Origin of the sequence: Pseudomonas sp. L-22-4S-12, assembly GCF_009799935.1 — a bacterium.
Taxonomy (GTDB): Bacteria; Pseudomonadota; Gammaproteobacteria; order Pseudomonadales; family Pseudomonadaceae; genus Aquipseudomonas.
This window is the reverse complement of sequence record NZ_WELL01000001.1, coordinates 141,233-161,677: the sequence shown is the minus strand read 5'-3', so window position 1 is coordinate 161,677 and position 20,445 is coordinate 141,233. Positions and strand designations below refer to the sequence as shown.

Sequence of the window (20,445 nt, the reverse complement as noted above, 5' to 3'; positions counted from 1 at the left end):
GTGAATGGCGTCAGGTTCACTCAAAACGAATCGATTGAATAATGCTGAATCTGCGTAGTAACTATCAGTACTATCGATTGTTATCCCCTGTGGCTTAGTCTCCCCCGCCGCCGCAACCCCCGCCACAGCCTCCGCCGTCCCCACCCCCGTCCCCCGCACTGGAGGAACCGGAGTCGCCGCCACAGCCTCCGGCGCATCCGGAGCCGCAGCCGATATGGCTGGCGCAGTAGGCATCGCCGGCCTGGTAGCTGCCGGGCGCGGCGCCGCAGTCCAGGCGGTAGTGAAAGCCATCGGCGATCCCCAGCTCGGCATCCAGGGCGAACAGCATGGGCATCCTGGCCGGGGCTCGCGGTGCCAGGCCTTCGCGCAGACAGGCCAGGCGCCAGGCCCGGCGAATGCCGTCGCTGGCGGCGCGGGGGTTAGGCATGGCGTCGTTGGGCACATGGTGCAGGAAGCGTCCCAGGCCCTTGCGGCAGAACGCCCGGTACTGGCGGGTGTAGAGGATGAACTCGTGCCAGGCCACGTCCACCGCCTGCGAGGGCATGGCGACCATGCGCCGTTCGGCCAGGCGACACAGCTGGAAGTATTCGCGCAGGCCGCGCAGCACCTGGCCGGTCTGCGTCGGGGTGAGGTGCGGGTAGCGCTCCAGCAGCTTGCTGCGCAGGCGCTCGGGAAACTCGAAGGCGGCGATGAACTCGTCGCGTTGCCGGCCGCGCAGCTTGCGCCAGAGCCAGTAGCCGCCGCCGAGGGCGGCCGCGCCGAACAGTGTGGTGGTGACAGTCATCGGGGCATCCTTGCCGGGTCAGGCGTTTTGCAGGGCGCGGTTCAGCGCGCCTTCCAGTTCGGCTTTATAGCGCAGGTAGTGGATGGTCTGCGCCTGGCCTTCGCCGAGAATGCGCGACAGGTCGATATCGGTGATGTAGCAGGGGTAGCGCTCGGCCTCGCGGCGCTGGGCGAGGATATGCCGGGCTACCGCGGCGAACAGCCCGGCGCCGTATTCCAGCTCGGAAAACTCGCGGTGGTTGCAGTACAGGGTGACGTGCACGCGGGCCTGGTCGGCCGGCTCGACGATGGCCTGCACGTCGTAGAACGGGTGACTCACCGGTGCCTGCGGCGGTGCCCGGCGCTCGAGCTGGCGCGCGCGCTGCGGTGGTGCCGGCAGCACCTCGTAATAGAGCACGTCCAGGGCGTCCGGCGGCAGCGGGTCGTCCAGCGGCAGCAGGGCATTGCGCCGGTACAGCACCGACTGCAGGAAGCGCTGCAGCGGAGTGAGCAGGCTCTGCTCGTCCCGGTACGGCAGGCGCTGGCGCCACAGCGCATTGTGTTCGTCGAGCACGCTGAGTTCGGCTTGCGCACCGTCCAGGCGGTAGAACACCTGGATGCACGCCGGTCGGCCCTGGGGCAGGATCAGCGCCAGGTCCTCGCCTTCCAGGGCGAAGCGGTCGACCTGCAGCGGGCTGTAGTCGGCCTGCTCCTCGCCGAGGTGTTCGACCAGCATCGGCAGGTCGCTCAGGACAGCGTGGCTGACCTGGCCCGGCTGCAGCTCGAGCACGTGGTAGCGCTGCTGCACCTGCAGCAGGTAGCGGCTGTGGCGATGGCTGGCGAGGCTGGCGAGGACATCCTGGAACAGCTCCTCGACGCGCTGGGCAATGGCGCTGGCGCGGTTGCGGCAGAAGCAGCGCACCCGCAGGCGCGGCCGGCGGCCGTCGGCCGGCAGGGCGTTGAGGTAGTCGCGCAGGCAGTCGAGCAGGGCGTTCGGGCCGTCGTAGCGGCTGACCAGCAGCTCGTTCCAGCTGTTCAGGCTGACCTGGTCGAGGGTCAGCACCAGGTTGTCGCGCACTCCCGAGTAGCCCAGCGAGTCGGTGCGCCCGCTGGTCATGTGCACGTTGAGCTGGCTATGGGCCTTCAGCGGGTCAAGGCCGACGTTGATCAGCAGCAGTACCTCGGCCGGCTCGGCGCCGTGCAGCAGGGCCGCTTCGGCCACCGGCGGCAGCGGTAGCGGCAGGGTCTGTTGCAGGCTGGTGAGCAGGTTGGACAGCTCGAATTCGCTCAGGTCGCTGCTGCCGGGGTGCAGCGACAGGCGCGTGCTGCTGTCGATCACGCCGTTGCGGTGGCACCAGGCGAGCAGCTCGATCAGCTCGCGGGCGCGTTTCAGCGGGGCGAAGTCGGGCCATTCCTGGCCGGTCAGGCTGCCGTTGTACAGCGCCCACTGGGTTTCCCCGCCGCTCTCGGCGCTGGCGCTGTGGACCAGGGTCAGGGTGTCTTCGGCCAGGTCCGGGGCGATCCCCGGGTTGATGAATTCGATCTTGCCGGCCTTGCGCTCGAAGGCGGCGTACAGTCGCCGGCCGAGCACGCCGAGGTCGCGGCTGTTGAGCTGGCTGCCGGTCTGCTCGCTGCGGGCGAACTGGGAGAGGAAGCGGTAGCTGTAGGTCAGCTCGTTGACCAGCGCGCGGCGCTCGGCGCTGACCTGGCGTACCTTCCACTGGCTGCGGCTGTCGAGCATCGCCAGTTCGCGCTGGCTCCAGCGCCACTCGCCGGTCAGACGCTCGAACAGCAGGCGCTGCCAGCTCTTGGCGCGGTTGCGCGGCGGACTGCTGAGCTTCTTGTTGACCTTGAGGTACAGGCAGCGGCGGATCAGCTCCAGGCGCTCGCGTTCGCCGCGGCCGATGAGGTACTCCTCCAGGCGCCGGTAGACCATGATGTAGGCGTCCAGCTCGTCGAGGTCGAGACGGTTGGCGAACACCGCCTGCTTGAAGCGCAGGCTCAGGCATTCCACCCGCGGGTGCTCGCTGGCGTAGACCTCGGTGAGCAGCAGCTTGAGCACCGACTTGTAGGGCGACTCGATGCCCTTGAACAGCTGCCACATGCCGGCGCCGATGAACTCGCCCGGCGGAATACGCGCCAGGTGGCCGAGGTCGAGCACCTCTTCGGCGCGAATGAAGCGCTTGTTCAGCAGGGCGTGGGTGTAGGCCGCGTAGTTGGCTTCCTCGTACACCGGCACCAGCCACCACAGCGGGGTGCGCCCGCCGAGCCAGATCGCCGTGCGGTAGAACTCGTCGAGCAGCAGGTAGTGCTGGGTGGTGCCGCAGTCGTCGGAGGTCAGCTGGGCGTCTTCGCGGTCGCCGGCGGTGAAGCGGGCTGGGTCGACCAGGAAGAAATGCGCCTCGGCGCCCTGGGTGGCGGCCCAGGCTTCGAGCAGGTCGCACTTCTTGCGCAGCTCGTGCAGGGCCTGGCCGTCCAGGTCCGGCGCGTGGCACAGCCAGAGGTCCATGTCGCTCTGCTCGGCCTGGGCCACGGTGCCCAGGCTGCCCATCAGGAACAGGCCGTGGATCGGCAGCGCCGGCTTGCCGCGGCGCGGCTTGTAGGTGAAGGAGCGGGTCAGGCGGGTGGCCTCGGCGAGCAGCTCGTCGCTCGGTTCGAAGCCGCACAGGCCGGCCGGGGTGGTGCCGGACACGTAGCCGGGGAGCAGCGGGTGGTTCACGTGCAGCAGCAGCGGCAGCAGCCGGAGTACCAGCTGCTGGCGCGTCGACAGCGCCTGCATGGCCCGCGCCAGGCGCCCGTCGTTGATCTTCAGGAAGCGCGCGCGCAGCTGCGCCAGCACCTTGCGGTCGATGCCGTCATTGATGTCCGGGCGGATTTCCTGGGTGCGCGTCATGTACTGCTCGAAGCGGTGGAGAAGGCAAGCCTACCAGCCGGCGCGGTCGTGCGGCAGGGGCCTTGCTCGCTGTATCGGCAGTCGGCTGAGGGGCTGTAGGGGCGGGTGACGGCGGGTGCGCGTGGCGACCCGCCGGTGCAGGCGGATCAGGCGGGTTGCGGGTGGAGGATGGTCAGCAGGGCCTGGGCATGTTCCGCGGCATCCAGGCCGAGGCTGGTCAGGTAGCCGCCGTCGGCCTGGGTCACCAGGCCTTTCTGGTGCAGGCGGGTGATCGCCGCCTGGGCTTTCGGGGTGGCGGTGTTGTGTACCTTGATGCCTTCTTGCACGTTGTCCAGGTTGTACAGCGCGAGGATTTCCAGCTCGGCAACCAAATCGGGGGTGTAGGCCATAGGGACTCCGGGTCTTGTGAGGGGGCCAATGTGCAGTGTAGCGGGCAGGTTTCAGTCTGCCGTCTGCTCATGCTGCCACCGAGTGAGTATCTGCCGATAGAGGCCAGTGCGCTTGATCTGGCGCATGCCCCGGGCGAAAGGTTGTAGCAGGGTGGCGGCCTGAAAGCGGCTGTGGACGTGCCTCAGTCCTCGCCCGGCAGCTCCGGCAGGGCGCGCAGGGCCTGTTCGTACCAGGCGCTATCGAACGGGCGGTCGTCGCGCAGCATGGCGTCGATCTCGTGGGCCAGCACCAGGGCCATGAGCTGGAGGATTTCCTCGCGCTCGTAGCCGACCAGGGTCAGCTTGTTCAGGGTGGCCTTGGCCGCGGGCGGGTTGTCCGCTTCCAGCTGGTTCTCGATGGCCTGGATCAGGGTCTGTTCGGCGAAGGCTTCTTCGTCGTGCTCGTCGTGTTCGCTCATGGTGATTCCCTCTGGGCCGTTCAGCCGGCGGCGAAGTCCCGCAGGGCCTGGCCGGTCAGGCGGTAGGTGGTCCACTCGTCCTGCGGCTTGGCGCCGAACGATTGGTAGAAGTCGATGGCCGGCTGGTTCCAGTCCAGCACCGCCCATTCGAAGCGGCCGCAGCCCTGGCTCACGGCCAGTTGCGCCAGGTGCCGCAGCAGCGCCTTGCCGGCACCGCCGCCGCGCTGTTCGGGGCTGATGTACAGGTCTTCCAGGTACAGGCCGTGTCGGCCCAGCCAGGTCGAGTAGTTGAAGAAGTACACGGCGTAGCCGATCGGTTGGCCATCGCGCTCGCAGATCAGTGCGTGGGCAGTGCTGCCGGCGCCGAACAGGCTGGCCTGGATGCCGGCGACGTCGGTTTTGACTTCGTGCTCGGCCTTCTCGTAGATGGCCAGGTCGGTGATCAGGCGCAGGATCAGCGCGGCGTCGTCACGGTTGGCGGGGCGGATATGCAGCGGCATCTGGCGCTCCATTCGGGGCCCGCGGGTGCGCCGCTCGGCGCCCCCGCAAGCCGTGGGCTCAGCGGCTGGCCAGCAGTTGCTGGCCACGGGCCACGGCGGCGCGCACCTGGTTCGGCGCGGTGCCGCCGATATGGTCGCGGGCATTGACCGAGCCTTCCAGGGTCAGCACGGCGAACACGTCGTCGGTGATCTCGGTGCTGAACTGGCGCAGCTCGTCCAGGCTCATCTCGGCCAGGTCCTTGCCGCTCTGCACGCCGTACTTCACCGCGTGGCCGACGATCTCGTGGCAGTCGCGGAACGGCAGACCCTTGCGCACCAGATAGTCGGCCAGGTCGGTGGCGGTGGAGAAGCCGCGGCGGGCCGCCTCGCGCATGATCTCGCGCTTGGGCTTGATCGCCGGAACCATGTCGGCGAAGGCGCGCAGGCTGTCGCGCAGGGTGTCGGCGGCGTCGAACAGCGGTTCCTTATCTTCCTGGTTGTCCTTGTTGTAGGCCAGCGGCTGGCCCTTCATCAGGGTCAGCAGGCCCATCAGGGCGCCGAACACCCGGCCGGTCTTGCCGCGCACCAGCTCCGGCACGTCCGGGTTCTTCTTCTGCGGCATGATCGAGGAGCCGGTGCAGAAGCGATCGGGCAGGTCGATGAACTGGAACTGCGCGGAGGTCCACAGCACCAGCTCTTCGGAGAAGCGCGACAGGTGCATCATCGCCAGGGAGGCGGCGGCGCAGAATTCGATGGCGAAGTCGCGATCGGACACGCCGTCCAGCGAGTTGCCGCCAACGGCGTCGAAACCCAGCAGTTCGGCGGTGATCTCGCGGGCGATCGGGTAGGTGGTGCCGGCCAGCGCGGCCGAACCCAGCGGCAGGCGGTTGACCCGCTTGCGGCAGTCGACCAGGCGCTCGTAATCGCGGCTGAGCATCTCGAACCAGGCCAAAAGGTGATGGCCGAAGGTCACCGGCTGGGCGGTCTGCAGGTGGGTGAAACCGGGCATGATGGTGTCGGCTTCACGCTCGGCCAGGCCGAGCAGGCCCTGCTGCAGGCGAGTGACTTCGGCGAGGATCAGGTCGATCTCGTCGCGCAGCCACAGGCGGATGTCGGTGGCCACCTGGTCGTTGCGGCTGCGCCCGGTGTGCAGCTTCTTGCCGGTAACGCCGATGCGGTCGGTCAGGCGCGCCTCGATGTTCATGTGCACGTCTTCCAGGTCGACGCGCCAGTCGAACTGGCCGGCTTCGATCTCGCCCTGGATCTGCTTGAGGCCGGCCTCGATGGCGTCGCGCTCATCCATGGTCAGCACGCCGACCTTGGCCAGCATGCTGGCGTGGGCGATGGAACCCATGATGTCGTGGCGATAGAGGCGCTTGTCGAACTCGACGGAGGCGGTGAAACGGGCGACGAAGGCGTCGACCGGCTCGCTGAAGCGGCCGCCCCAGGACTGGTTGGTTTTCTCGGTGCTCATGGCGGAACTCGCGGGAAAGGCAGGCGCGTTGCCTGCGGAACGGTAAAGTGTGCCGATAATAACAGCCTTGCTAGGAAAGCCGAGGCTCTGCCCTGCTCGAAGAACCTGTCTACGATCTCTTGATCGTCGGCCATGCTGCGTTGAAATCGGGCTCGGGCTGCTCATTTACAGCTCGTAAACTCCGCGCCCTCGCCCAATTTCGCCTTGCCTGGCTCTAGCTCAAAAGATCGTAAACAGGTCCTAGGAAAATGTCGCCGGGCTCACAGTTTTGCGCTCGGCATGCCACTTGGGCCCCTAATTTCGTCCGCCCGCAGCGCTCTGGCTTGCTGGTTGGCGGGCGGACAAGGAAACTGCCGGGATGCAAATCAACTGGTTCAACAAGGGCCGTACCCTGGCTCCGGACGACGATTTTTTCCTGCCGGAACTGTGCCAGCCCGAGGCGCTGCTGAGCATGGTGCTGCTCGCCGAGCTGCTGGTGCTGGTGCTGGTGCTGTCCGAGCCCATGCAGCCGGGCTTCAACTGGGTGCGCCTGGCCATGACCTCGCTGTTCGTGCAGTGGATCGTGCTGCTCTCGGCCGGCCTGCTGTGTCGCCTGCGGCCCCTGCTGGCCAGCCTGCGCGCGGCCGTGGCCGGCACCCTGTGCTGCGCCATGGTGGTCGGCCTGGCCCTGGCCTGCACCGCGGTGGCGGACTACTTCGAGCTGGGCGGGCCGTTGCCGCGCAATGGCGAGGTCAACCTGTATCTGCGCCATGCCTTGATCAGCCTGATAATGTCGGCCCTGTTGTTGCGCTACTTTTACTTACAGAGCCAGTGGCGCAGGCAGCAGCAGGCCGAGCTGCGCGCCCGGATCGAGGCCTTGCAGGCGCGGATCCGTCCGCACTTCCTGTTCAACAGCCTGAACAGCATCGCCAGCCTGGTGGTGGTCGATCCGTTCAAGGCCGAGCAGGCGGTGCTCGACCTGTCCGACCTGTTTCGCGCCAGCCTGGCCAAGCCCGGCACCCTGGTGCCCTGGCGCGAGGAGCTGGAGCTGGCGCGAAGATATTTGTCGATCGAGCAATACCGGCTCGGCGACCGGCTACAGTTGGATTGGCAGGTGGACGCAGTACCGGATGATTTGCCGATTCCGCAACTGACCTTGCAGCCGCTGCTGGAAAATGCCCTGATCTACGGCATCCAGCCGCGCATCGAAGGTGGCCTGGTGCGGGTCGAGGCGCAGTATGAAGACGGGGTGTTCCTGCTTTGTGTGAGCAACCCCTATGACGAGGGCGCCGAGCGGCAACCGTCGCGCGGTACCCAGCAGGCGTTGGTGAATATAGACGCGCGTCTGGCGGCACTTTTCGGGCCGCGCGCAAGTCTTAGCGTGGATCGCCGTGACGGGCGCCACTTCACCTGTCTACGCTATCCATGTGAGAGACTCACGCAGGAAGCCAGAGCAATATGAATGTGCTGATCGTCGATGACGAACCCCTTGCCCGCGAGCGCCTCAGCCGACTGGTTGGCGAACTCGAAGGTTATCGTGTCCTCGAACCCGCGGCTGGCAATGGTGAAGAGGCCTTGGCCCTGATCGACAGCCTGAAGCCCGACGTGGTGCTGCTGGACATCCGCATGCCCGGCCTCGATGGCCTGCAGGTGGCCGCCAAGCTGTGCGAGCGCGAGGCGCCGCCGGCGGTGATCTTCTGCACCGCCCACGACGAATTCGCCCTGGAGGCCTTCGACGTCAGCGCCGTCGGCTACCTGGTCAAGCCGGTGCGCCCCGAGGCCCTGGCGGCCGCGCTGAAGAAGGCCGAGCGGCCCAATCGCGTGCAGCTCGCCGCCCTGACCCGCCCGGCCGGTGCCAATGGGGCCGGCCCGCGCAGCCACATCAGTGCGCGTACGCGCAAAGGCATCGAGCTGATTCCGCTGGAACACGTGATCTTCTTCATCGCCGACCACAAGTACGTGACCCTGCGCCACGAGGGCGGCGAAGTGCTGCTGGACGAGCCGTTGAAGGCGCTGGAAGACGAGTTCGGCGAGCGCTTCGTGCGTATCCACCGCAATGCCCTGGTCGCGCGTGAGCGCATCGAGCGCCTGCAGCGCACGCCGCTGGGGCATTTCCAGCTGTTCCTCAAGGGCATGGGCGGCGAGGCCCTGACCGTCAGCCGCCGGCATGTCGCCGGTGTCCGCAAGCTGATGCACAACCTCTAGCAGCGGATTGCCCGAGCGCGGCAATCCGGCGCCGGCCAGAGCCGGCGCAGCCTGTTATCATTCCCGGCAGTTCAGTTTCCGGAAGTGATCATGTCCCGCGAAATCCGCATTGCTACCCGCAAGAGTGCCCTGGCCCTGTGGCAGGCCGAATACGTCAAGGCGCGCCTGGAGCAGGCGCATCCCGGCCTCAAGGTCAGCCTGGTGCCGATGGTCAGTCGCGGCGACAAGCTGCTCGATGCGCCGCTGGCGAAAATCGGCGGCAAGGGCCTGTTCGTCAAGGAGCTGGAGACGGCCCTGCTGGAGAACGAGGCGGACATCGCCGTGCATTCGATGAAGGATGTGCCGATGGACTTTCCCGCGGGCCTCGGCCTGTTCTGCATCTGCGAGCGGGAAGATCCGCGCGATGCCTTCGTCTCCAACACCTACGCCAGCCTCGACGAGCTGCCGGCCGGCAGCGTGGTCGGCACCTCCAGCCTGCGCCGCCAGGCCCAGCTGCTGGCACGCTGGCCCGACCTGAAGATCCAGTTCCTGCGTGGCAACGTCAACACCCGCCTGGCCAAGCTGGATGCCGGCGAGTACGACGCCATCATCCTCGCCGCGGCCGGGCTGATCCGCCTCGGTTTCGCGGCGCGCATCCGTTCCTCGATCAGCGCCGAGGACAGCCTGCCGGCCGGCGGCCAGGGCGCGGTGGGCATCGAGTGCCGCAGCGCCGACAGCGACGTGCACGCGCTGCTGGCGTCCCTGCACCATGTCGATAGCGCCGACCGGGTGACTGCCGAGCGGGCGCTGAACAAGCACCTCAATGGCGGTTGCCAGGTGCCGATCGCCTGCTACGCCCTGCTCGAAGGCGATCAGTTGTGGCTGCGCGGTCTGGTCGGCCAGCCCGACGGCGGCCAGCTGCTGCGTGCCGAGGCCCGTGCGCCGCGGGCCCAGGCCGAAGCGCTGGGCGTGCAGGTGGCCGAGCAGCTGCTGGCGCAGGGCGCCGCCGCGATTCTCCAGGCGGTGTACGGCGAGGCCGCGGCCGAGTGACCGGCTGGCGCCTGCTGCTGACCCGCCCGGCCGCCGAGAATGCGGCCCTGGCGGCAACGCTGGGCGCCGCCGGCGTATACAGCAGCAGCCTGCCGCTGCTGGAGATCGAGACCCTGGACGAAACCGCCGAGCAGCGCTCCCTGCTGCTCGAGCTGGATGGCTACTGCGCGGTGATAGTCGTCAGCAAGCCGGCCGCCCGCCTGGGCCTGGAGCGGCTCCAGAGGCATTGGCCCAGGCCGCCGGCCGGCCCGCGCTGGTTCAGCGTCGGTGCGGCCACCGCGCAGATCCTCGATGATTACCTGCTGCCCCACGGCCAGCGCGCCACTTATCCGGCCGCGAGCGATGACAGCGAGGCCCTGCTGGCCCTGGCCGACCTCGAGCAAGCGCTGGCCGTGCCGAGCCCGCGGGTGCTGATCCTGCGTGGCGAAGGCGGGCGCGAACTGCTGGCCGAGACCTTGCGTGGCCGTGGTGCGCGGGTTGACTATCTGCAGCTGTATCGCCGCGTGCTGCCGTCCTACCCGGCCGGCAGCCTGCTGCAGCGGGTGCGCGGGGAACGCCTGAATGCCCTGCTGGTCAGCAGTGCGCAGAGCCTCGAACACCTGCAGCAACTGGCCGGGGCTGCCTGGCCGGAGCTGGCTCGGCTACCCTTGCTGGTGCCCAGCCCGCGGGTGGCCGCCCTGGCCCGCGCGGCCGGCGCCCTGCACCCTATCGATTGTCGCGGCGCCAGTGCTGCGGCTGTTCTGGCGGCCTTGCGCGCAAGCCCGGCGCCGGCCCCTCTGATGCAAAGGATGGACATGTGAGCGAAACAGCCCCGCAGATCAGCGAACCCACCCCGGACGTTTCCCGTCAGCCGGCGCCCGTGGCCGCCAAGCCGAGGGGCCGCGGCCTGGCCGCACTGGCCTTGCTGGTCGGCGCCGCCGGCCTGGCCGCCGGGGGTTGGAGCAGCTGGCAGCTGTACCTGCAGCAGGGCCGGGCCGCGCAGCAGCTCACGCAGCTGCAGCAGGTCGGCGAGGCGACCCGCCAGCAGCTGGAGCAGAGCCGGGCAGACGTGGCCACGCGCCTGCAGGGTCTGCCCACGGCAGACCAGCTGGCGACCCAGCGCGAGCTGCTGGTCAGCCTGCAGGGCGACCAGCAGCGCCTGGCGCGCAACCTCGCCAGCCTGCTCGGCAAGAGCCGCGAAGACTGGCGCCTGGCCGAGGCCGAGCACCTGCTGCGCCTGGCCATGCTGCGCCTCAGCGCGCTGCAGGACGTCAACAGCGCCACGGCGCTGGTGCAGGGCGCCGACACCATCCTCCAGGCCCAGGACGATCCGCAGGCCTTCGCCGCCCGCGGCGAACTGATCAAGGTGCTGGAAGCCCTGCGCAGCCTGCCGCAGGTCGATCGCAGCGGCCTGTTCCTGCAGCTCGCGGCCTTGCGCGGCCAGGTCGACCAGCTGCAGATGCTGGCCCCCGAATACATCCTGCCGGCCGAGGTGCCGACGGCGGCGAGTGCCAGTGACAGCAGCCGCTGGGCCGACCTGTGGGCGCAGCTGTCGCGCTATGTGCGCCTCGACCTGCAGGCCGACCAGGACGTGCGTCCGCTGCTGGCCGGGCAGAGCCTGGCCCAGGTGCGGCTGACCCTGGCCCTGGCCCTGGAGCAGGCGCAGTGGGGCGCGTTGAATGGCCAGGCGGACGTCTACAAGCAGGCGCTGGCCTCTGCCCACAACGTGCTGGACAGCTATTTCGACCGCGACAACCAAGCGGTCAAGGCCATGCAGCAGCGCATCGGCGAACTGAGCGAGCTGCCCGTGGTCAGCCAGCCGCCCAGCCTGGATGGCGCGCTGAATACCCTGCAGGCCTACCTCAAGCAGCGCGAGGCCCGCGAGCTGCTGCCGGAAGCGGTGGATACCGAGGAGGCCGGGCAATGATCCGCGCCATTCTCCTGCTGCTCCTGGCGGTGAGCGGAGCCACCCTGCTGGGCCTGGCGATCGTCGAGCACAGCGGCTACGTGCTGATCGCCTGGAAGAACTTCCGCTACGAGTCCAGCCTGTGGGTGTTTCTCCTGCTGGTGCTGCTGGCCTGGCTGCTGGTGTGGGGGCTGCGCTGGCTGTGGCGCCTGCTCAACGTTTCCGGCGGCCTGCTCAACCCCTGGTCGCGGCGCAACCACGGCAAGCGCCGGCAACTGGCCGCCGACAAGGGTCTGCTGGACCTCGCCGAAGGCCGCTGGGAGCGCGCGGTGCGTCACCTGCAGCGTGCCGCCGAGGGCGAGCCGCAGCCGCTGATGTATTACCTCGGCGCGGCCCGCGCGGCGCAGCAGCTGGGCGACCACGAGCAGAGCGATGCGTTCCTCGAACGCGCCCTGCAGCGCCAGCCGCAGGCCGAGCTGGCGATCGCCCTGACCCATGCCGAGCTGCAGCAGGCCCGTGGCGAGGCGACTGCCGCCCTGGAAACCCTGCAGGTGATGCGCCAGCGCCATCCGCAGCACCGCCAGGTCCTGCGCCAGCTGCAGAGCCTGTTGCTGGCGCGGGAAGACTGGTCGGCGCTGCTCGACCTGCTACCCGAGCTGCGCAAGGGCAAGGTGCTGCTGAGCGCGGAGCTGGCGGAGCTGGAGCGCCGGGTCTGGCGCGGGCGCCTGCAGGCCGCCGGGGAAGCCGGATTGAACCAGGGCGAGACGGCCCTGCAGCCGCTGAGCAGTGCCTGGCAACAGCTGTCTTCGGCGCAGCGCGGCGAGCCGGAGCTGGTTCTCGCCTATGCCCGTCAGCTGCATGCCCTGGGCGCCCAGGAAGAGGCCGAGGAGGTACTGCGCAAGGCCCTCAAGCAGGGCTACGACAGTCGTCTGGTGCGTTGCTACGGCATGCTCCGCGGGCGTGACCCGCTGCGCCAGCTGCAGACCGCCGAAGGGCTGCTCAAGCAGCAGCCGCAGGACCCGGTGCTGCTGCTCAGCCTGGGCCGTCTGTGCCTGCAGAACAACCTGTGGGGCAAGGCGCGCGAGTATTTCGAGATCAGCCTGGAGTTTTCCCGCAGCGCGGAAACCTGTGCTGAGCTGGCACGGCTGCTGGCGCACCAGGGCGATCTGCAGCAGAGCAACCGGCTGCTGCAGGAAAGCCTCGGCCTGCTCGCGCAGCCGTTGCCGCAGCTGCCTCAGCCGGCCCACGGCTGAGCGGCACGGCGAGACGTGCGGCACCTGGTCACGGACTAGGGGCCGCGCGTTGCCTTGAAAGCCCGCTCGGCTTTCCTCTACCGTAACCGCCTTTGCCGCCTGCTTCGGAGTCCCCATGGCCTTGGCCGCCCCGCGTAACCTGTTTCTCCTCGCCTTCCTCGGTTGTCTGGGCCTGATGGGCGGCGCGCTGTATCTGGAGCATGTGGTCGGCCTCGAGCCCTGCCCTATGTGCATCGTCCAGCGGGTCTGCGTGATCCTCTTCGCCCTGGTCTGCCTGGTCGCCGCGATTCATGGCCCGGGGCTGCTCGGCCGGCGCCTGTACGCCGGGCTGGCGCTGCTGTTCGCCCTGGTCGGTGGCGGTACGGCCTGGCGCCAGATCTGGCTGCAGAGCGTGCCGCCCGATCAGCTGGAGGCCTGCCTGCCGAGCCTGGAGTTCATGCTCGATGCCCTGCCGTTGCAGGAAATCGTGCGCCTGGTGTTCCACGGCACCGCTGATTGCGCCGAAGTGACCTGGACCCTGTTCGGCCTGAGCGTGCCGGAGTGGAGCCTGCTGGCCTTCGCCGGCATGGTCCTGTTCGGCCTGTTCCAGCTGCTGCGCCGCCGCTGATCGGCAATAGCCGGTAACGCTCCGCGTTTGCCGGCGCTCCACCCTCCCTGCATAGTCCCCCTTCCTGCACCAATACGGGGACTCGCTCATGCGCTTCTTTCTCGGCCTGCTTCTGCTCCTGTCGATCGCCGGCTGCACAGGCCCGGACATCCGCCAGTATGCCGCGCAGCAACCTGCCCTGGAGTTGTCCGACTACCTGAACGGCGACCTGGAAGCCTGGGGCATGTTCCAGAACCGTTCCGGGGAAGTGGTCAGGCGTTTCCATGTCGCCCTCACGGGAACTTGGCAGGGCGACGTCGGCACCCTCGACGAACGCTTCACCTACAGCGACGGCAGCACCGAACGGCGCGTCTGGACCCTGCGGCGCCAGGCCGACGGCAGCTGGCGCGGCAGCGCCGCGGATGTGCTCGGCGAGGCCATCGGCGAAGTGTCCGGCAACGCCTTGCACTGGCGTTACCAGCTACTGCTCAAGGTCGATGGTGAGCGCTATGTGGTCGATTTCGATGACTGGATGTTCCTCATGGACGGGCGGGTGATGCTCAATCGTGCCCGCATGTCCAAGTGGGGCGTCGACCTGGGCGAGGTCACGCTGAGCTTCCATAAGCCGGCAAAATGAAGGGGTGAAGAAACTTCCTGATCAAGGTGACTTGCTGGCGGGAGCTGGCGGGCATACTCTGGCTCCACGCCTCGTCATTAATCCGGCACTGCGTCGAGTTATTGTCCGAGATTGCCCAAGATGCCAAATAACCGGCTCGGGGCTGCGGTACACCAGCATTCACTAGTAGGGAAGTGAGAACATCATGCTCGAGAGCTGCCAGAACGCCCAGGAACGATGGGGTGGAGTACACCAGCTGATCGACCGCTGGCTGCAAGAACGCCATGAACTGGTCAATGCCTATAGCGCCCTCAGTGATAAACCCCAGGCTCCCGCGGCCAATGCCCAGGACTTGCTGCGCTTCTGCGAAATCCTCGTCGACTACGTGTCGGCCGGCCACTTCGAGGTCTACGAGCAGCTGACCGGCGAGGCCAAGGCCTTCGGCGATCAGCGCGGCCTGGATCTGGCCAAGCAGATCTACCCGCGCATCGAAGCGATCACCGAAGTCGCGCTGGCCTTCAATGACCGCTGCGACAACGGCGACTGCCGCGATACCGCATCGCTGGCCGCCGAGCTGAAGCGTCTGGGACAGCTGCTGCACGAGCGCTTCGAGCTGGAAGACTGCCTGATCGAAGTGCTGCACAACGCCCATCAGCAGCAGGCCGCGGCCCCGGTCTGAAGGGCGCGCGGGCCGGCCTTCAGTCGGCGACGTCGAGCAGTTCCAGCTCGAAGACCAGCGGCGCATCCGGCGGAATCAGGTCGCCGGCGCCTGCCTGGCCATAGGCCTGTTCGGCGGGAATTACCACCCGCCATTTGGCGCCCACCGGCATGGCCAGCAAGGCCGTCTGCCAGCCATGGATCAGGCTGTCGAGGCGAAACCACTGGGCGCCTTCGCTCTGGTCGAACAGGCTGCCATCGGCCAGCTCGCCACGGTAGTGCACCTGCACCCGGCCGCTCCTGTGCGGGCTGCTGCCGGTACCGGCACGCAGCTCCTGCACCAGCACGCCACCTTCCAGTTCACGCACCCCGGCCTTGGCTTTTTCCGCCGCCAGAAAGCGTCGCTCCGCGGCTTGCGCCTGCTCGTGGCGCGCGGCCGTGCTGTGCCGCTGCAACTGGGCTTCGTGCTCGTTGAGCAGGCTGTCGATACGCTCCGCGGGCAGGCGCAGGGGCTCGCCGCGGTAGGCCTGGCGCAGGCCGTCGAGCAGCGCCGATAGCGGCAGGTCGGGCACTTCGCTGCGCAAGCGCTCGCCCAGGCGGGCGCCCAGGCTGTAGGCCAGATCATCCGGCTGCGGTGCTGCCGCCAACAGCGTCGGAAACAGGCAGAGCAGAAGCACGGAACAGCGGGGCATCGGGGCGATCTCGGCAGGGAGGTGCGGCCGATTATGCCAGTGCCGCGCAGCGCGACAATCAGCGGCTAGCGACCCGCGCGTCTGCCGTCTAGTATGGGGGCACCCATGTCCGTTAGGAGGCACGCCATGCCGACCAACAATAAGAAGCCCGTTACCACTCCGCTGCACCTTCTTCAGCAGCTTTCCCATAGCCTGCTGGAGCATCTCGAAAGTGCCTGCTCGCAGGCGCTGGTCGAAGCCGAGGAATTGCTGACCAAGCTGGAAAAACAGCGCGGCAAGGCCCAGGAAAAACTCCACGAAGCCCGCGGCAAGCTGCAGGACGCCGCCAAGGCCGGCAAGGCCAAGGCTCAGAACAAGGCCAGCAAGCTGATCGCCGAACTGGAAGAGGGGCTCGATAACCTCAAGACGCGGCAGACCGAAACCCGCAATTACATCCTGCAGCTCAAGCGCGATGCCCAGGAAAGCCTGAAGCTGGCTCAGGGTATCGGCAAGGTCAAGGAGGCCGCGGCCAAGGCATTGCACCTGCGTTCGACGGCCACGCCAGCGGTCAGCGCCGCCGCCAAACCGGCAGCGAGGAAGCCCGCCGCCAGCAAACCCGCCGTGGCCAAGGCGGCGGTGAAAACTGCGGCCAAGCCGGCGGTAGCTCGCCCGGCGGTGGCCAAGGCTGTTGCGACTGCCGCCAAGCCTGCGGTGGCCAAGACCCCGGCCAAGCCTGCGCCGAAGGCCGCTGCCAAACCTGCTGCCAAGCCCGCCGCCACCAAGGCCGCCGCGGTCAAGCCGGCTGCTGCGAAGCCGGTGGCCAAGCCGGCCGCCAAACCTGCCGCAGCGGCTGCCAAGCCGGCAGCGGCCAAGGCCCCGATCAAGGCCGCGGCTAAACCCGCTGCCAAGCCAGCCGCCAAGGCTGCGTCGACCGCCGCCAAGCCGGTTGCCAAGCCTGCTGCGAAACCGGCCGTCGCCAAGCCGGCCGCAAAACCTGCTGCGAAGAAGCCGGCGGCCAAGCCCGTTGCGGCCAAGCCCGCCGCCCCGGCTGCCCCGGCCGCGGCGCCTGCGGCTGCTGCTCCGGCTACGCCGGCCTCCGGTAACGGCAGCACGCCGCCAACCGGCGCCTGAGTCAGGCCTGAGTCGTCGCGGCGCGCAGCACCTGCAGCGCGTCGCGGCACTCTCCGGCGCTTCCCGCCAAGGCTTCCAGCCAGTCCGCCATGCCAGGCTGCCCGGCGTGCGGCCAGCCGATCACCTCTGCTTCCAGTCGGGCCAGCAGCTCGCGCTCGGCCTCCAGTTCGAGTGCCTTGACCTGCGCGCGCAGGCGTTGCTGTACCTCATCCGCTGCTGCCGTCGTGCGCCAGCTCTGCCGCAGTTCGCGCAATGGCTGCACCACCTGGCGTTGCCAGGGCTCGCTCAGTGCGCGGAGGGCGGCCAGGCGCTCGTCGTTGCACGGCACGCCGCCTTGCTCCAGCCACAGCCCGCACAGCAGCAGGCACACATCCGCTCCCGCCGCCTGCAGGCGCAGGCAGGCCGCCTCGACGCCGGGGCGTGCATAGCAACAACTGGCAAAACTCCACAGGTCAGACGGCATGCGGCTCTCCGGGCGATGGCGGGGCGAAGCTGGTAGACTCCGCGGCCATTATGATCCGACTCCAGAACCTCACTCTACAGCGTGGTCCGCAACGCCTGCTCGAAGGCGCCGAGCTGACCCTGCACGCCGGCCACAAAGCCGGCCTGATCGGTGCCAATGGCGCCGGCAAGTCCAGCCTGTTCGCCCTGCTGCGCGGCGAGCTCGGCCCCGACGCCGGCGACTGCAATCTGCCGCCGGACTGGCGCATCGCCCACATGCGCCAGGAGGTCGACGACCTCGAACGCCTGGCCGTGGACTATGTGCTCGATGGCGACGTCCATTTGCGCCAGGTGCAGCGCGACCTGGCCGCCGCCGAAGCGGCCCACGACGGCGGCGCCATCGCCCGCCTGCACAGCGAGCTGGACAACGCCGACGGTTATACCGCCGATGCCCGCGCACGCAAGCTGCTGGCCGGCCTCGGCTTCAGCAACGAGCAGATGGACCGGCGCGTCGGCGACTTCTCCGGTGGCTGGCGCATGCGCCTGAACCTGGCCCAGGCGCTGATGTGCCCGTCCGACCTGCTGCTGCTCGACGAACCGACCAACCACCTCGACCTCGACGCCATCCTCTGGCTGGAAGACTGGCTGAAGAGCTACCCCGGCACCCTGCTGCTGATCTCCCACGACCGCGACTTCCTCGATGCCGTGGTCGACCATGTGGCGCACCTCGAACAGCAGAAGCTGACCCTCTACCGCGGCGGCTACTCGGCCTTCGAGCGCACCCGTGCCGAACGCCTGGCCCAGCAGCAGCAGGCGTACGAGAAGCAGCAGGCGCAGCGCGAGCACATGGAGAAGTACATCGCCCGCTTCAAGGCCCAGGCGACCAAGGCGCGCCAGGCGCAGAGCCGGATCAAGGCCCTGGAGCGCCTGGAGGAGCTGGCCCCGGCCCATGTCGACTCGCCGTTCGACTTCGTCTTCCGCGAGGCCGACAAGATCTCCAGCCCGCTGCTGGACATGGCCGACGTGCAGCTCGGCTATGGTGACAAGGTGGTGCTGCAGCAGGTCAAGCTGCAGCTGGTTCCGGGCGCGCGCATCGGCCTGCTCGGGCCCAACGGCGCCGGCAAGTCGACCCTGATCAAGACCCTGTCCGGCGAGCTCACGCCGCTGTCCGGGCGCCTGGCGCGTGGCGAGAACCTGTCGATCGGCTACTTCGCCCAGCACCAGCTCGACTCGCTGGATGCCAAGGCCAGCCCGCTGCTGCACCTGCAGCGCATCGCCCCGGGCGAGCGCGAGCAGACCCTGCGCGACTTCCTCGGCGGCTTCGACTTCCGCGGCCCGCGTTGCGACGAGGCGGTGCAGAACTTCTCCGGTGGCGAGAAGGCGCGCCTGGCCCTGGCCCTGATTGCCTGGGGCAAGCCCAACCTGCTGCTGCTCGACGAACCGACCAACCACCTCGACCTGGAAATGCGCCTGGCCCTGACCATGGCCCTGCAGGAGTTCGCCGGGGCGGTGCTGGTGGTGTCCCACGATCGGCACCTGCTGAAGAGCACCACCGACGAATTCCTCCTGGTTGCCGACGGGCGCATCCAGCCCTTCGATGGCGACCTGGAAGACTACGCGCGCTGGCTGGTCGACTTCCGTGCCCGCCAGCAGCCGCAAACCACGGCAGCACCGGCCGGCGACAAGACCGACAAGCGCGCCCAGCGTCAGGCCGCCGCCGCGCTGCGGCAGCAGCTGGCGCCGCACAAGCGCGAGGCGGACAAGCTGGAGAAGGAACTGGGCAAGCTGCATGAGCAGCTGGCCAGGGTCGAGGAGCGTCTGGGCGACAGCGGCGTTTACGAAGCCGCGCGCAAGGACGAGTTGCGCGAGCTGCTGGCCGAACAGGCCCGCCTGAAAAGCCGCGAAGGCGAGCTGGAAGAAAGCTGGATGGCCGCCCTGGAACACCTGGAAAGCCTGGAGCAACAGCTGGCCCAGGCCGCCGACTGACAACCCGCCGCCGCTTTGCCGGGCACGGCAGGCGGCGTCAAGGCGGGCTCCACACGAATTCACTAAACCACTGAGGCAACAACATGGAATGGCTGATGAGCCCGGAGATCTGGGTCGCCTTTTTCACCCTGACCGCGCTGGAGATCGTTCTCGGCATCGACAACATCATCTTCATCTCGATCCTGGTCAGCCGCCTGCCGGCCGCCCAGCAACCCAAGGCGCGCTTCTTCGGTCTGGCCCTGGCCATGGGCACGCGCATCCTGCTGCTGCTGTCGATCACCTGGGTGATGCGCCTGACCAACGACCTGTTCAGCGTCGCCGGTCACGGCATCTCCGGGCGTGACCTGATCCTGTTCTTCGGCGGCCTGTTCCTGCTGTTCAAGAGCACCATGGAAATCTTCCACAGCCTGGAAGGTGCCGAGGAAGCGCAGCAGGGCGGCGGCAAGGCCTACGGCTTCATGGGCATCATCGTGCAGATCGCGATCATCGACATCGTCTTCAGCCTGGACTCGGTGATCACCGCCGTCGGCCTGGTGCAGAACGTGCCGGTGATGGTCGCGGCCATCGTCATCTCCGTGCTGGTGATGATGCTCTCGGCCGGCACCATCAGCGACTTCATCGACAAGCACCCGTCGCTGAAGATGCTGGCGCTGTCGTTCCTCATCGTGGTCGGCGTGGTGCTGATCGGCGAAGCCTTCGAAGTGCATGTGCCGAAGGGCTACGTCTACTTCGCCATGGCCTTCTCCCTGGCGGTGGAGGCGGTCAATATCCGCCTGCGCAGCAAGCAGAAGAAGCAGGTCGAGCCGGTGCACCTGCGCAAGGATCTGCCGGACTGATCCGCAGGGCTGGGCAGGCATAAAGCGGAGGGGTAGGCTGTACGGCCTGCCCCTTTTTGCTTTCCGAGGTATCTGCCATGGCTCTCGAAACCTGGCTCGCTTTCTTCGTCGCCTGCTGGGTGATCAGCCTGTCGCCGGGCGCCGGGGCCATCGCCTCGATGTCCAGCGGCCTGCAGTACGGCTTCTGGCGCGGCTACTGGAACGCCATCGGCCTGCAGCTGGCGCTGCTGATGCAGATCGCCGTGGTTGCCGCCGGTATCGGGGCGTTGCTGGCCACCTCGGAACTGGCCTTCGGCCTGATCAAGTGGTTCGGCGTGGCCTACCTGGTCTACCTGGGCTGGAAACAGTGGGTGGCGCTGCCCGGCGAGATCGTCACCACCGGCGAGCGGCCGCTCGGTCGCCCGCTGACCCTGGTGCTGCGCGGTTTCCTGGTCAATGCCAGCAACCCCAAGGCGATCATCTTCATCCTCGCCGTGTTGCCGCAGTTCCTCGACCCCTCGCAGTCGCTGCTGATCCAGTACCTGGTGATGGCGGCGACCATGGTGGCGGTCGATCTGCTGGTGATGGCCGGCTACACCGGGCTGGCCGCCCGGGCGCTGCGCACCCTGCGCGAGCCGCACCAGCAGCGCCTGCTCAATCGCACCTTCGGCGGCCTGTTCATCGCCGCCGCCGCATTGCTGGCCACCGTGCGTCGCGCGGCGGCCTGAGTCACCAG

General features: G+C 68.1%; 21 protein-coding genes. 13 read left to right on the top strand and 8 right to left on the bottom strand.

The genetic code is table 11. From position 1 onward, the window contains the following. Positions 1-94: 94 nt before the first annotated feature. The 6 genes from F3I16_RS00730 to argH all read right to left on the bottom strand — a co-directional run bounded on the left by F3I16_RS00730 (position 95) and on the right by argH (position 6,455). Positions 95-784 (bottom strand): hypothetical protein, encoded by a 690-nt coding sequence (locus tag F3I16_RS00730; protein ID WP_160491884.1) that lies wholly within the window; start codon positions 782-784, stop codon positions 95-97. Positions 785-802: 18 nt separating this feature from the next. Further along, positions 803-3,655 (bottom strand): class I adenylate cyclase, encoded by a 2,853-nt coding sequence (locus F3I16_RS00725; RefSeq protein ID WP_160491883.1) that lies wholly within the window; start codon positions 3,653-3,655, stop codon positions 803-805. Between the two features lie 146 nt (positions 3,656-3,801). Then, complete coding sequence (locus tag F3I16_RS00720; protein WP_160491882.1) at positions 3,802-4,044, bottom strand: TIGR02647 family protein; 243 nt, start codon at positions 4,042-4,044, stop codon at positions 3,802-3,804. Between the two features lie 182 nt (positions 4,045-4,226). Continuing rightward, the gene (locus F3I16_RS00715) at positions 4,227-4,502 is read right to left on the bottom strand and encodes a hypothetical protein (protein ID WP_160487760.1); all 276 of its coding nucleotides are present in this window, start codon (positions 4,500-4,502) and stop codon (positions 4,227-4,229) included. Between the two features lie 20 nt (positions 4,503-4,522). Next, positions 4,523-5,002, bottom strand: a complete 480-nt coding sequence (locus F3I16_RS00710) for a GNAT family N-acetyltransferase (protein WP_160491881.1) — start codon at positions 5,000-5,002, stop codon at positions 4,523-4,525. 58 nt (positions 5,003-5,060) lie between these two features. Beyond that, complete coding sequence (gene argH, locus F3I16_RS00705; RefSeq protein WP_160491880.1) at positions 5,061-6,455, bottom strand: argininosuccinate lyase; 1,395 nt, start codon at positions 6,453-6,455, stop codon at positions 5,061-5,063. Positions 6,456-6,813: 358 nt separating this feature from the next. Between argH and F3I16_RS00700 the strand changes: the two genes are divergently transcribed. The 9 genes from F3I16_RS00700 to rsd all read left to right on the top strand — a co-directional run bounded on the left by F3I16_RS00700 (position 6,814) and on the right by rsd (position 14,687). Beyond that, positions 6,814-7,896 (top strand): sensor histidine kinase, encoded by a 1,083-nt coding sequence (locus tag F3I16_RS00700; RefSeq protein ID WP_160491879.1) that lies wholly within the window; start codon positions 6,814-6,816, stop codon positions 7,894-7,896. Further along, on the top strand, positions 7,893-8,639 hold the full coding sequence (locus tag F3I16_RS00695; protein WP_160491878.1) for a LytTR family DNA-binding domain-containing protein: 747 nt from the start codon (positions 7,893-7,895) through the stop codon (positions 8,637-8,639). Before F3I16_RS00700 ends, F3I16_RS00695 begins: the two co-directional genes overlap by 4 nt. An 87-nt stretch (positions 8,640-8,726) precedes the next feature. After that, the gene (gene hemC, locus F3I16_RS00690; RefSeq protein ID WP_160492878.1) at positions 8,727-9,668 is read left to right on the top strand and encodes a hydroxymethylbilane synthase; all 942 of its coding nucleotides are present in this window, start codon (positions 8,727-8,729) and stop codon (positions 9,666-9,668) included. Then, a complete protein-coding gene (locus F3I16_RS00685) occupies positions 9,665-10,468 on the top strand; it encodes a uroporphyrinogen-III synthase (RefSeq protein WP_160491877.1) in 804 nt (267 codons plus the stop codon). The genes hemC and F3I16_RS00685 overlap by 4 nt, the downstream gene beginning before the upstream one ends. Then, entirely contained in the window at positions 10,465-11,574 is a 1,110-nt protein-coding gene (locus F3I16_RS21300; RefSeq protein ID WP_160491876.1) for a uroporphyrinogen-III C-methyltransferase, read from the top strand. Before F3I16_RS00685 ends, F3I16_RS21300 begins: the two co-directional genes overlap by 4 nt. Beyond that, positions 11,571-12,806, top strand: coding sequence for a heme biosynthesis HemY N-terminal domain-containing protein (locus tag F3I16_RS00675; RefSeq protein WP_160491875.1), 1,236 nt, complete (start codon positions 11,571-11,573; stop codon positions 12,804-12,806). The genes F3I16_RS21300 and F3I16_RS00675 overlap by 4 nt, the downstream gene beginning before the upstream one ends. A 115-nt stretch (positions 12,807-12,921) precedes the next feature. Continuing rightward, on the top strand, positions 12,922-13,413 hold the full coding sequence (locus F3I16_RS00670) for a disulfide bond formation protein B (protein WP_160491874.1): 492 nt from the start codon (positions 12,922-12,924) through the stop codon (positions 13,411-13,413). Between the two features lie 88 nt (positions 13,414-13,501). Continuing rightward, the gene (locus F3I16_RS00665) at positions 13,502-14,029 is read left to right on the top strand and encodes a DUF3833 domain-containing protein (protein WP_160491873.1); all 528 of its coding nucleotides are present in this window, start codon (positions 13,502-13,504) and stop codon (positions 14,027-14,029) included. A gap of 184 nt (positions 14,030-14,213) precedes the next feature. Beyond that, positions 14,214-14,687 carry a sigma D regulator gene (gene rsd, locus F3I16_RS00660; RefSeq protein ID WP_160491872.1) on the top strand — a complete coding sequence of 158 codons (474 nt, stop codon included), beginning with the start codon at positions 14,214-14,216 and terminating at the stop codon, positions 14,685-14,687. A gap of 19 nt (positions 14,688-14,706) precedes the next feature. Here the strand turns inward: rsd and F3I16_RS00655 are convergent, their stop codons facing one another. Continuing rightward, positions 14,707-15,357 carry an FKBP-type peptidyl-prolyl cis-trans isomerase gene (locus F3I16_RS00655; protein WP_160491871.1) on the bottom strand — a complete coding sequence of 217 codons (651 nt, stop codon included), beginning with the start codon at positions 15,355-15,357 and terminating at the stop codon, positions 14,707-14,709. A 126-nt stretch (positions 15,358-15,483) separates the two neighbouring features. Here F3I16_RS00655 and F3I16_RS00650 point away from each other — a divergent pair, with 126 nt between their 5' ends. Beyond that, the gene (locus F3I16_RS00650; RefSeq protein ID WP_160491870.1) at positions 15,484-16,467 is read left to right on the top strand and encodes an AlgP family protein; all 984 of its coding nucleotides are present in this window, start codon (positions 15,484-15,486) and stop codon (positions 16,465-16,467) included. A 1-nt stretch (position 16,468) separates the two neighbouring features. Here F3I16_RS00650 and F3I16_RS00645 read toward each other — a convergent pair whose 3' ends face one another. Beyond that, positions 16,469-16,930: a TIGR02444 family protein gene (locus F3I16_RS00645; RefSeq protein ID WP_160491869.1), complete on the bottom strand. Its 462-nt coding sequence runs from the start codon at positions 16,928-16,930 to the stop codon at positions 16,469-16,471. A gap of 50 nt (positions 16,931-16,980) precedes the next feature. Here F3I16_RS00645 and F3I16_RS00640 point away from each other — a divergent pair, with 50 nt between their 5' ends. The 3 genes from F3I16_RS00640 (at position 16,981) to F3I16_RS00630 (ending at position 20,437) form a co-directional block, all read left to right on the top strand. After that, the gene (locus tag F3I16_RS00640; RefSeq protein ID WP_160491868.1) at positions 16,981-18,894 is read left to right on the top strand and encodes an ATP-binding cassette domain-containing protein; all 1,914 of its coding nucleotides are present in this window, start codon (positions 16,981-16,983) and stop codon (positions 18,892-18,894) included. Between the two features lie 83 nt (positions 18,895-18,977). Further along, positions 18,978-19,730, top strand: coding sequence for a TerC family protein (locus tag F3I16_RS00635; protein WP_160077946.1), 753 nt, complete (start codon positions 18,978-18,980; stop codon positions 19,728-19,730). A gap of 77 nt (positions 19,731-19,807) precedes the next feature. Then, positions 19,808-20,437, top strand: coding sequence for a LysE family transporter (locus F3I16_RS00630; protein WP_160491867.1), 630 nt, complete (start codon positions 19,808-19,810; stop codon positions 20,435-20,437). Positions 20,438-20,445 lie beyond the last annotated feature (8 nt).

Bases quoted from the DNA above. Each gene is read 5' to 3' on its own strand.
- F3I16_RS00730 (WP_160491884.1), bottom strand. From the start codon at position 784: ATGACTGTCACCACCACACTGTTCGGCGCGGCCGCCCTCGGCGGCGGC.
- rsd (WP_160491872.1), top strand. From the start codon at position 14,214: ATGCTCGAGAGCTGCCAGAACGCCCAGGAACGATGGGGTGGAGTACAC.
- F3I16_RS00640 (WP_160491868.1), top strand. From the start codon at position 16,981: ATGATCCGACTCCAGAACCTCACTCTACAGCGTGGTCCGCAACGCCTG.
- F3I16_RS00720 (WP_160491882.1), bottom strand. From the start codon at position 4,044: ATGGCCTACACCCCCGATTTGGTTGCCGAGCTGGAAATCCTCGCGCTG.
- argH (WP_160491880.1), bottom strand. From the start codon at position 6,455: ATGAGCACCGAGAAAACCAACCAGTCCTGGGGCGGCCGCTTCAGCGAG.
- F3I16_RS00655 (WP_160491871.1), bottom strand. From the start codon at position 15,357: ATGCCCCGCTGTTCCGTGCTTCTGCTCTGCCTGTTTCCGACGCTGTTG.
- F3I16_RS00645 (WP_160491869.1), bottom strand. From the start codon at position 16,930: ATGCCGTCTGACCTGTGGAGTTTTGCCAGTTGTTGCTATGCACGCCCC.
- F3I16_RS00650 (WP_160491870.1), top strand. From the start codon at position 15,484: ATGCCGACCAACAATAAGAAGCCCGTTACCACTCCGCTGCACCTTCTT.
- F3I16_RS00635 (WP_160077946.1), top strand. From the start codon at position 18,978: ATGGAATGGCTGATGAGCCCGGAGATCTGGGTCGCCTTTTTCACCCTG.
- F3I16_RS00670 (WP_160491874.1), top strand. From the start codon at position 12,922: ATGGCCTTGGCCGCCCCGCGTAACCTGTTTCTCCTCGCCTTCCTCGGT.
- F3I16_RS00725 (WP_160491883.1), bottom strand. From the start codon at position 3,655: ATGACGCGCACCCAGGAAATCCGCCCGGACATCAATGACGGCATCGAC.
- F3I16_RS00665 (WP_160491873.1), top strand. From the start codon at position 13,502: ATGCGCTTCTTTCTCGGCCTGCTTCTGCTCCTGTCGATCGCCGGCTGC.
- F3I16_RS00630 (WP_160491867.1), top strand. From the start codon at position 19,808: ATGGCTCTCGAAACCTGGCTCGCTTTCTTCGTCGCCTGCTGGGTGATC.
- F3I16_RS00695 (WP_160491878.1), top strand. From the start codon at position 7,893: ATGAATGTGCTGATCGTCGATGACGAACCCCTTGCCCGCGAGCGCCTC.
- F3I16_RS00710 (WP_160491881.1), bottom strand. From the start codon at position 5,002: ATGCCGCTGCATATCCGCCCCGCCAACCGTGACGACGCCGCGCTGATC.
- F3I16_RS00700 (WP_160491879.1), top strand. From the start codon at position 6,814: ATGCAAATCAACTGGTTCAACAAGGGCCGTACCCTGGCTCCGGACGAC.
- F3I16_RS00715 (WP_160487760.1), bottom strand. From the start codon at position 4,502: ATGAGCGAACACGACGAGCACGACGAAGAAGCCTTCGCCGAACAGACC.
- F3I16_RS00675 (WP_160491875.1), top strand. From the start codon at position 11,571: ATGATCCGCGCCATTCTCCTGCTGCTCCTGGCGGTGAGCGGAGCCACC.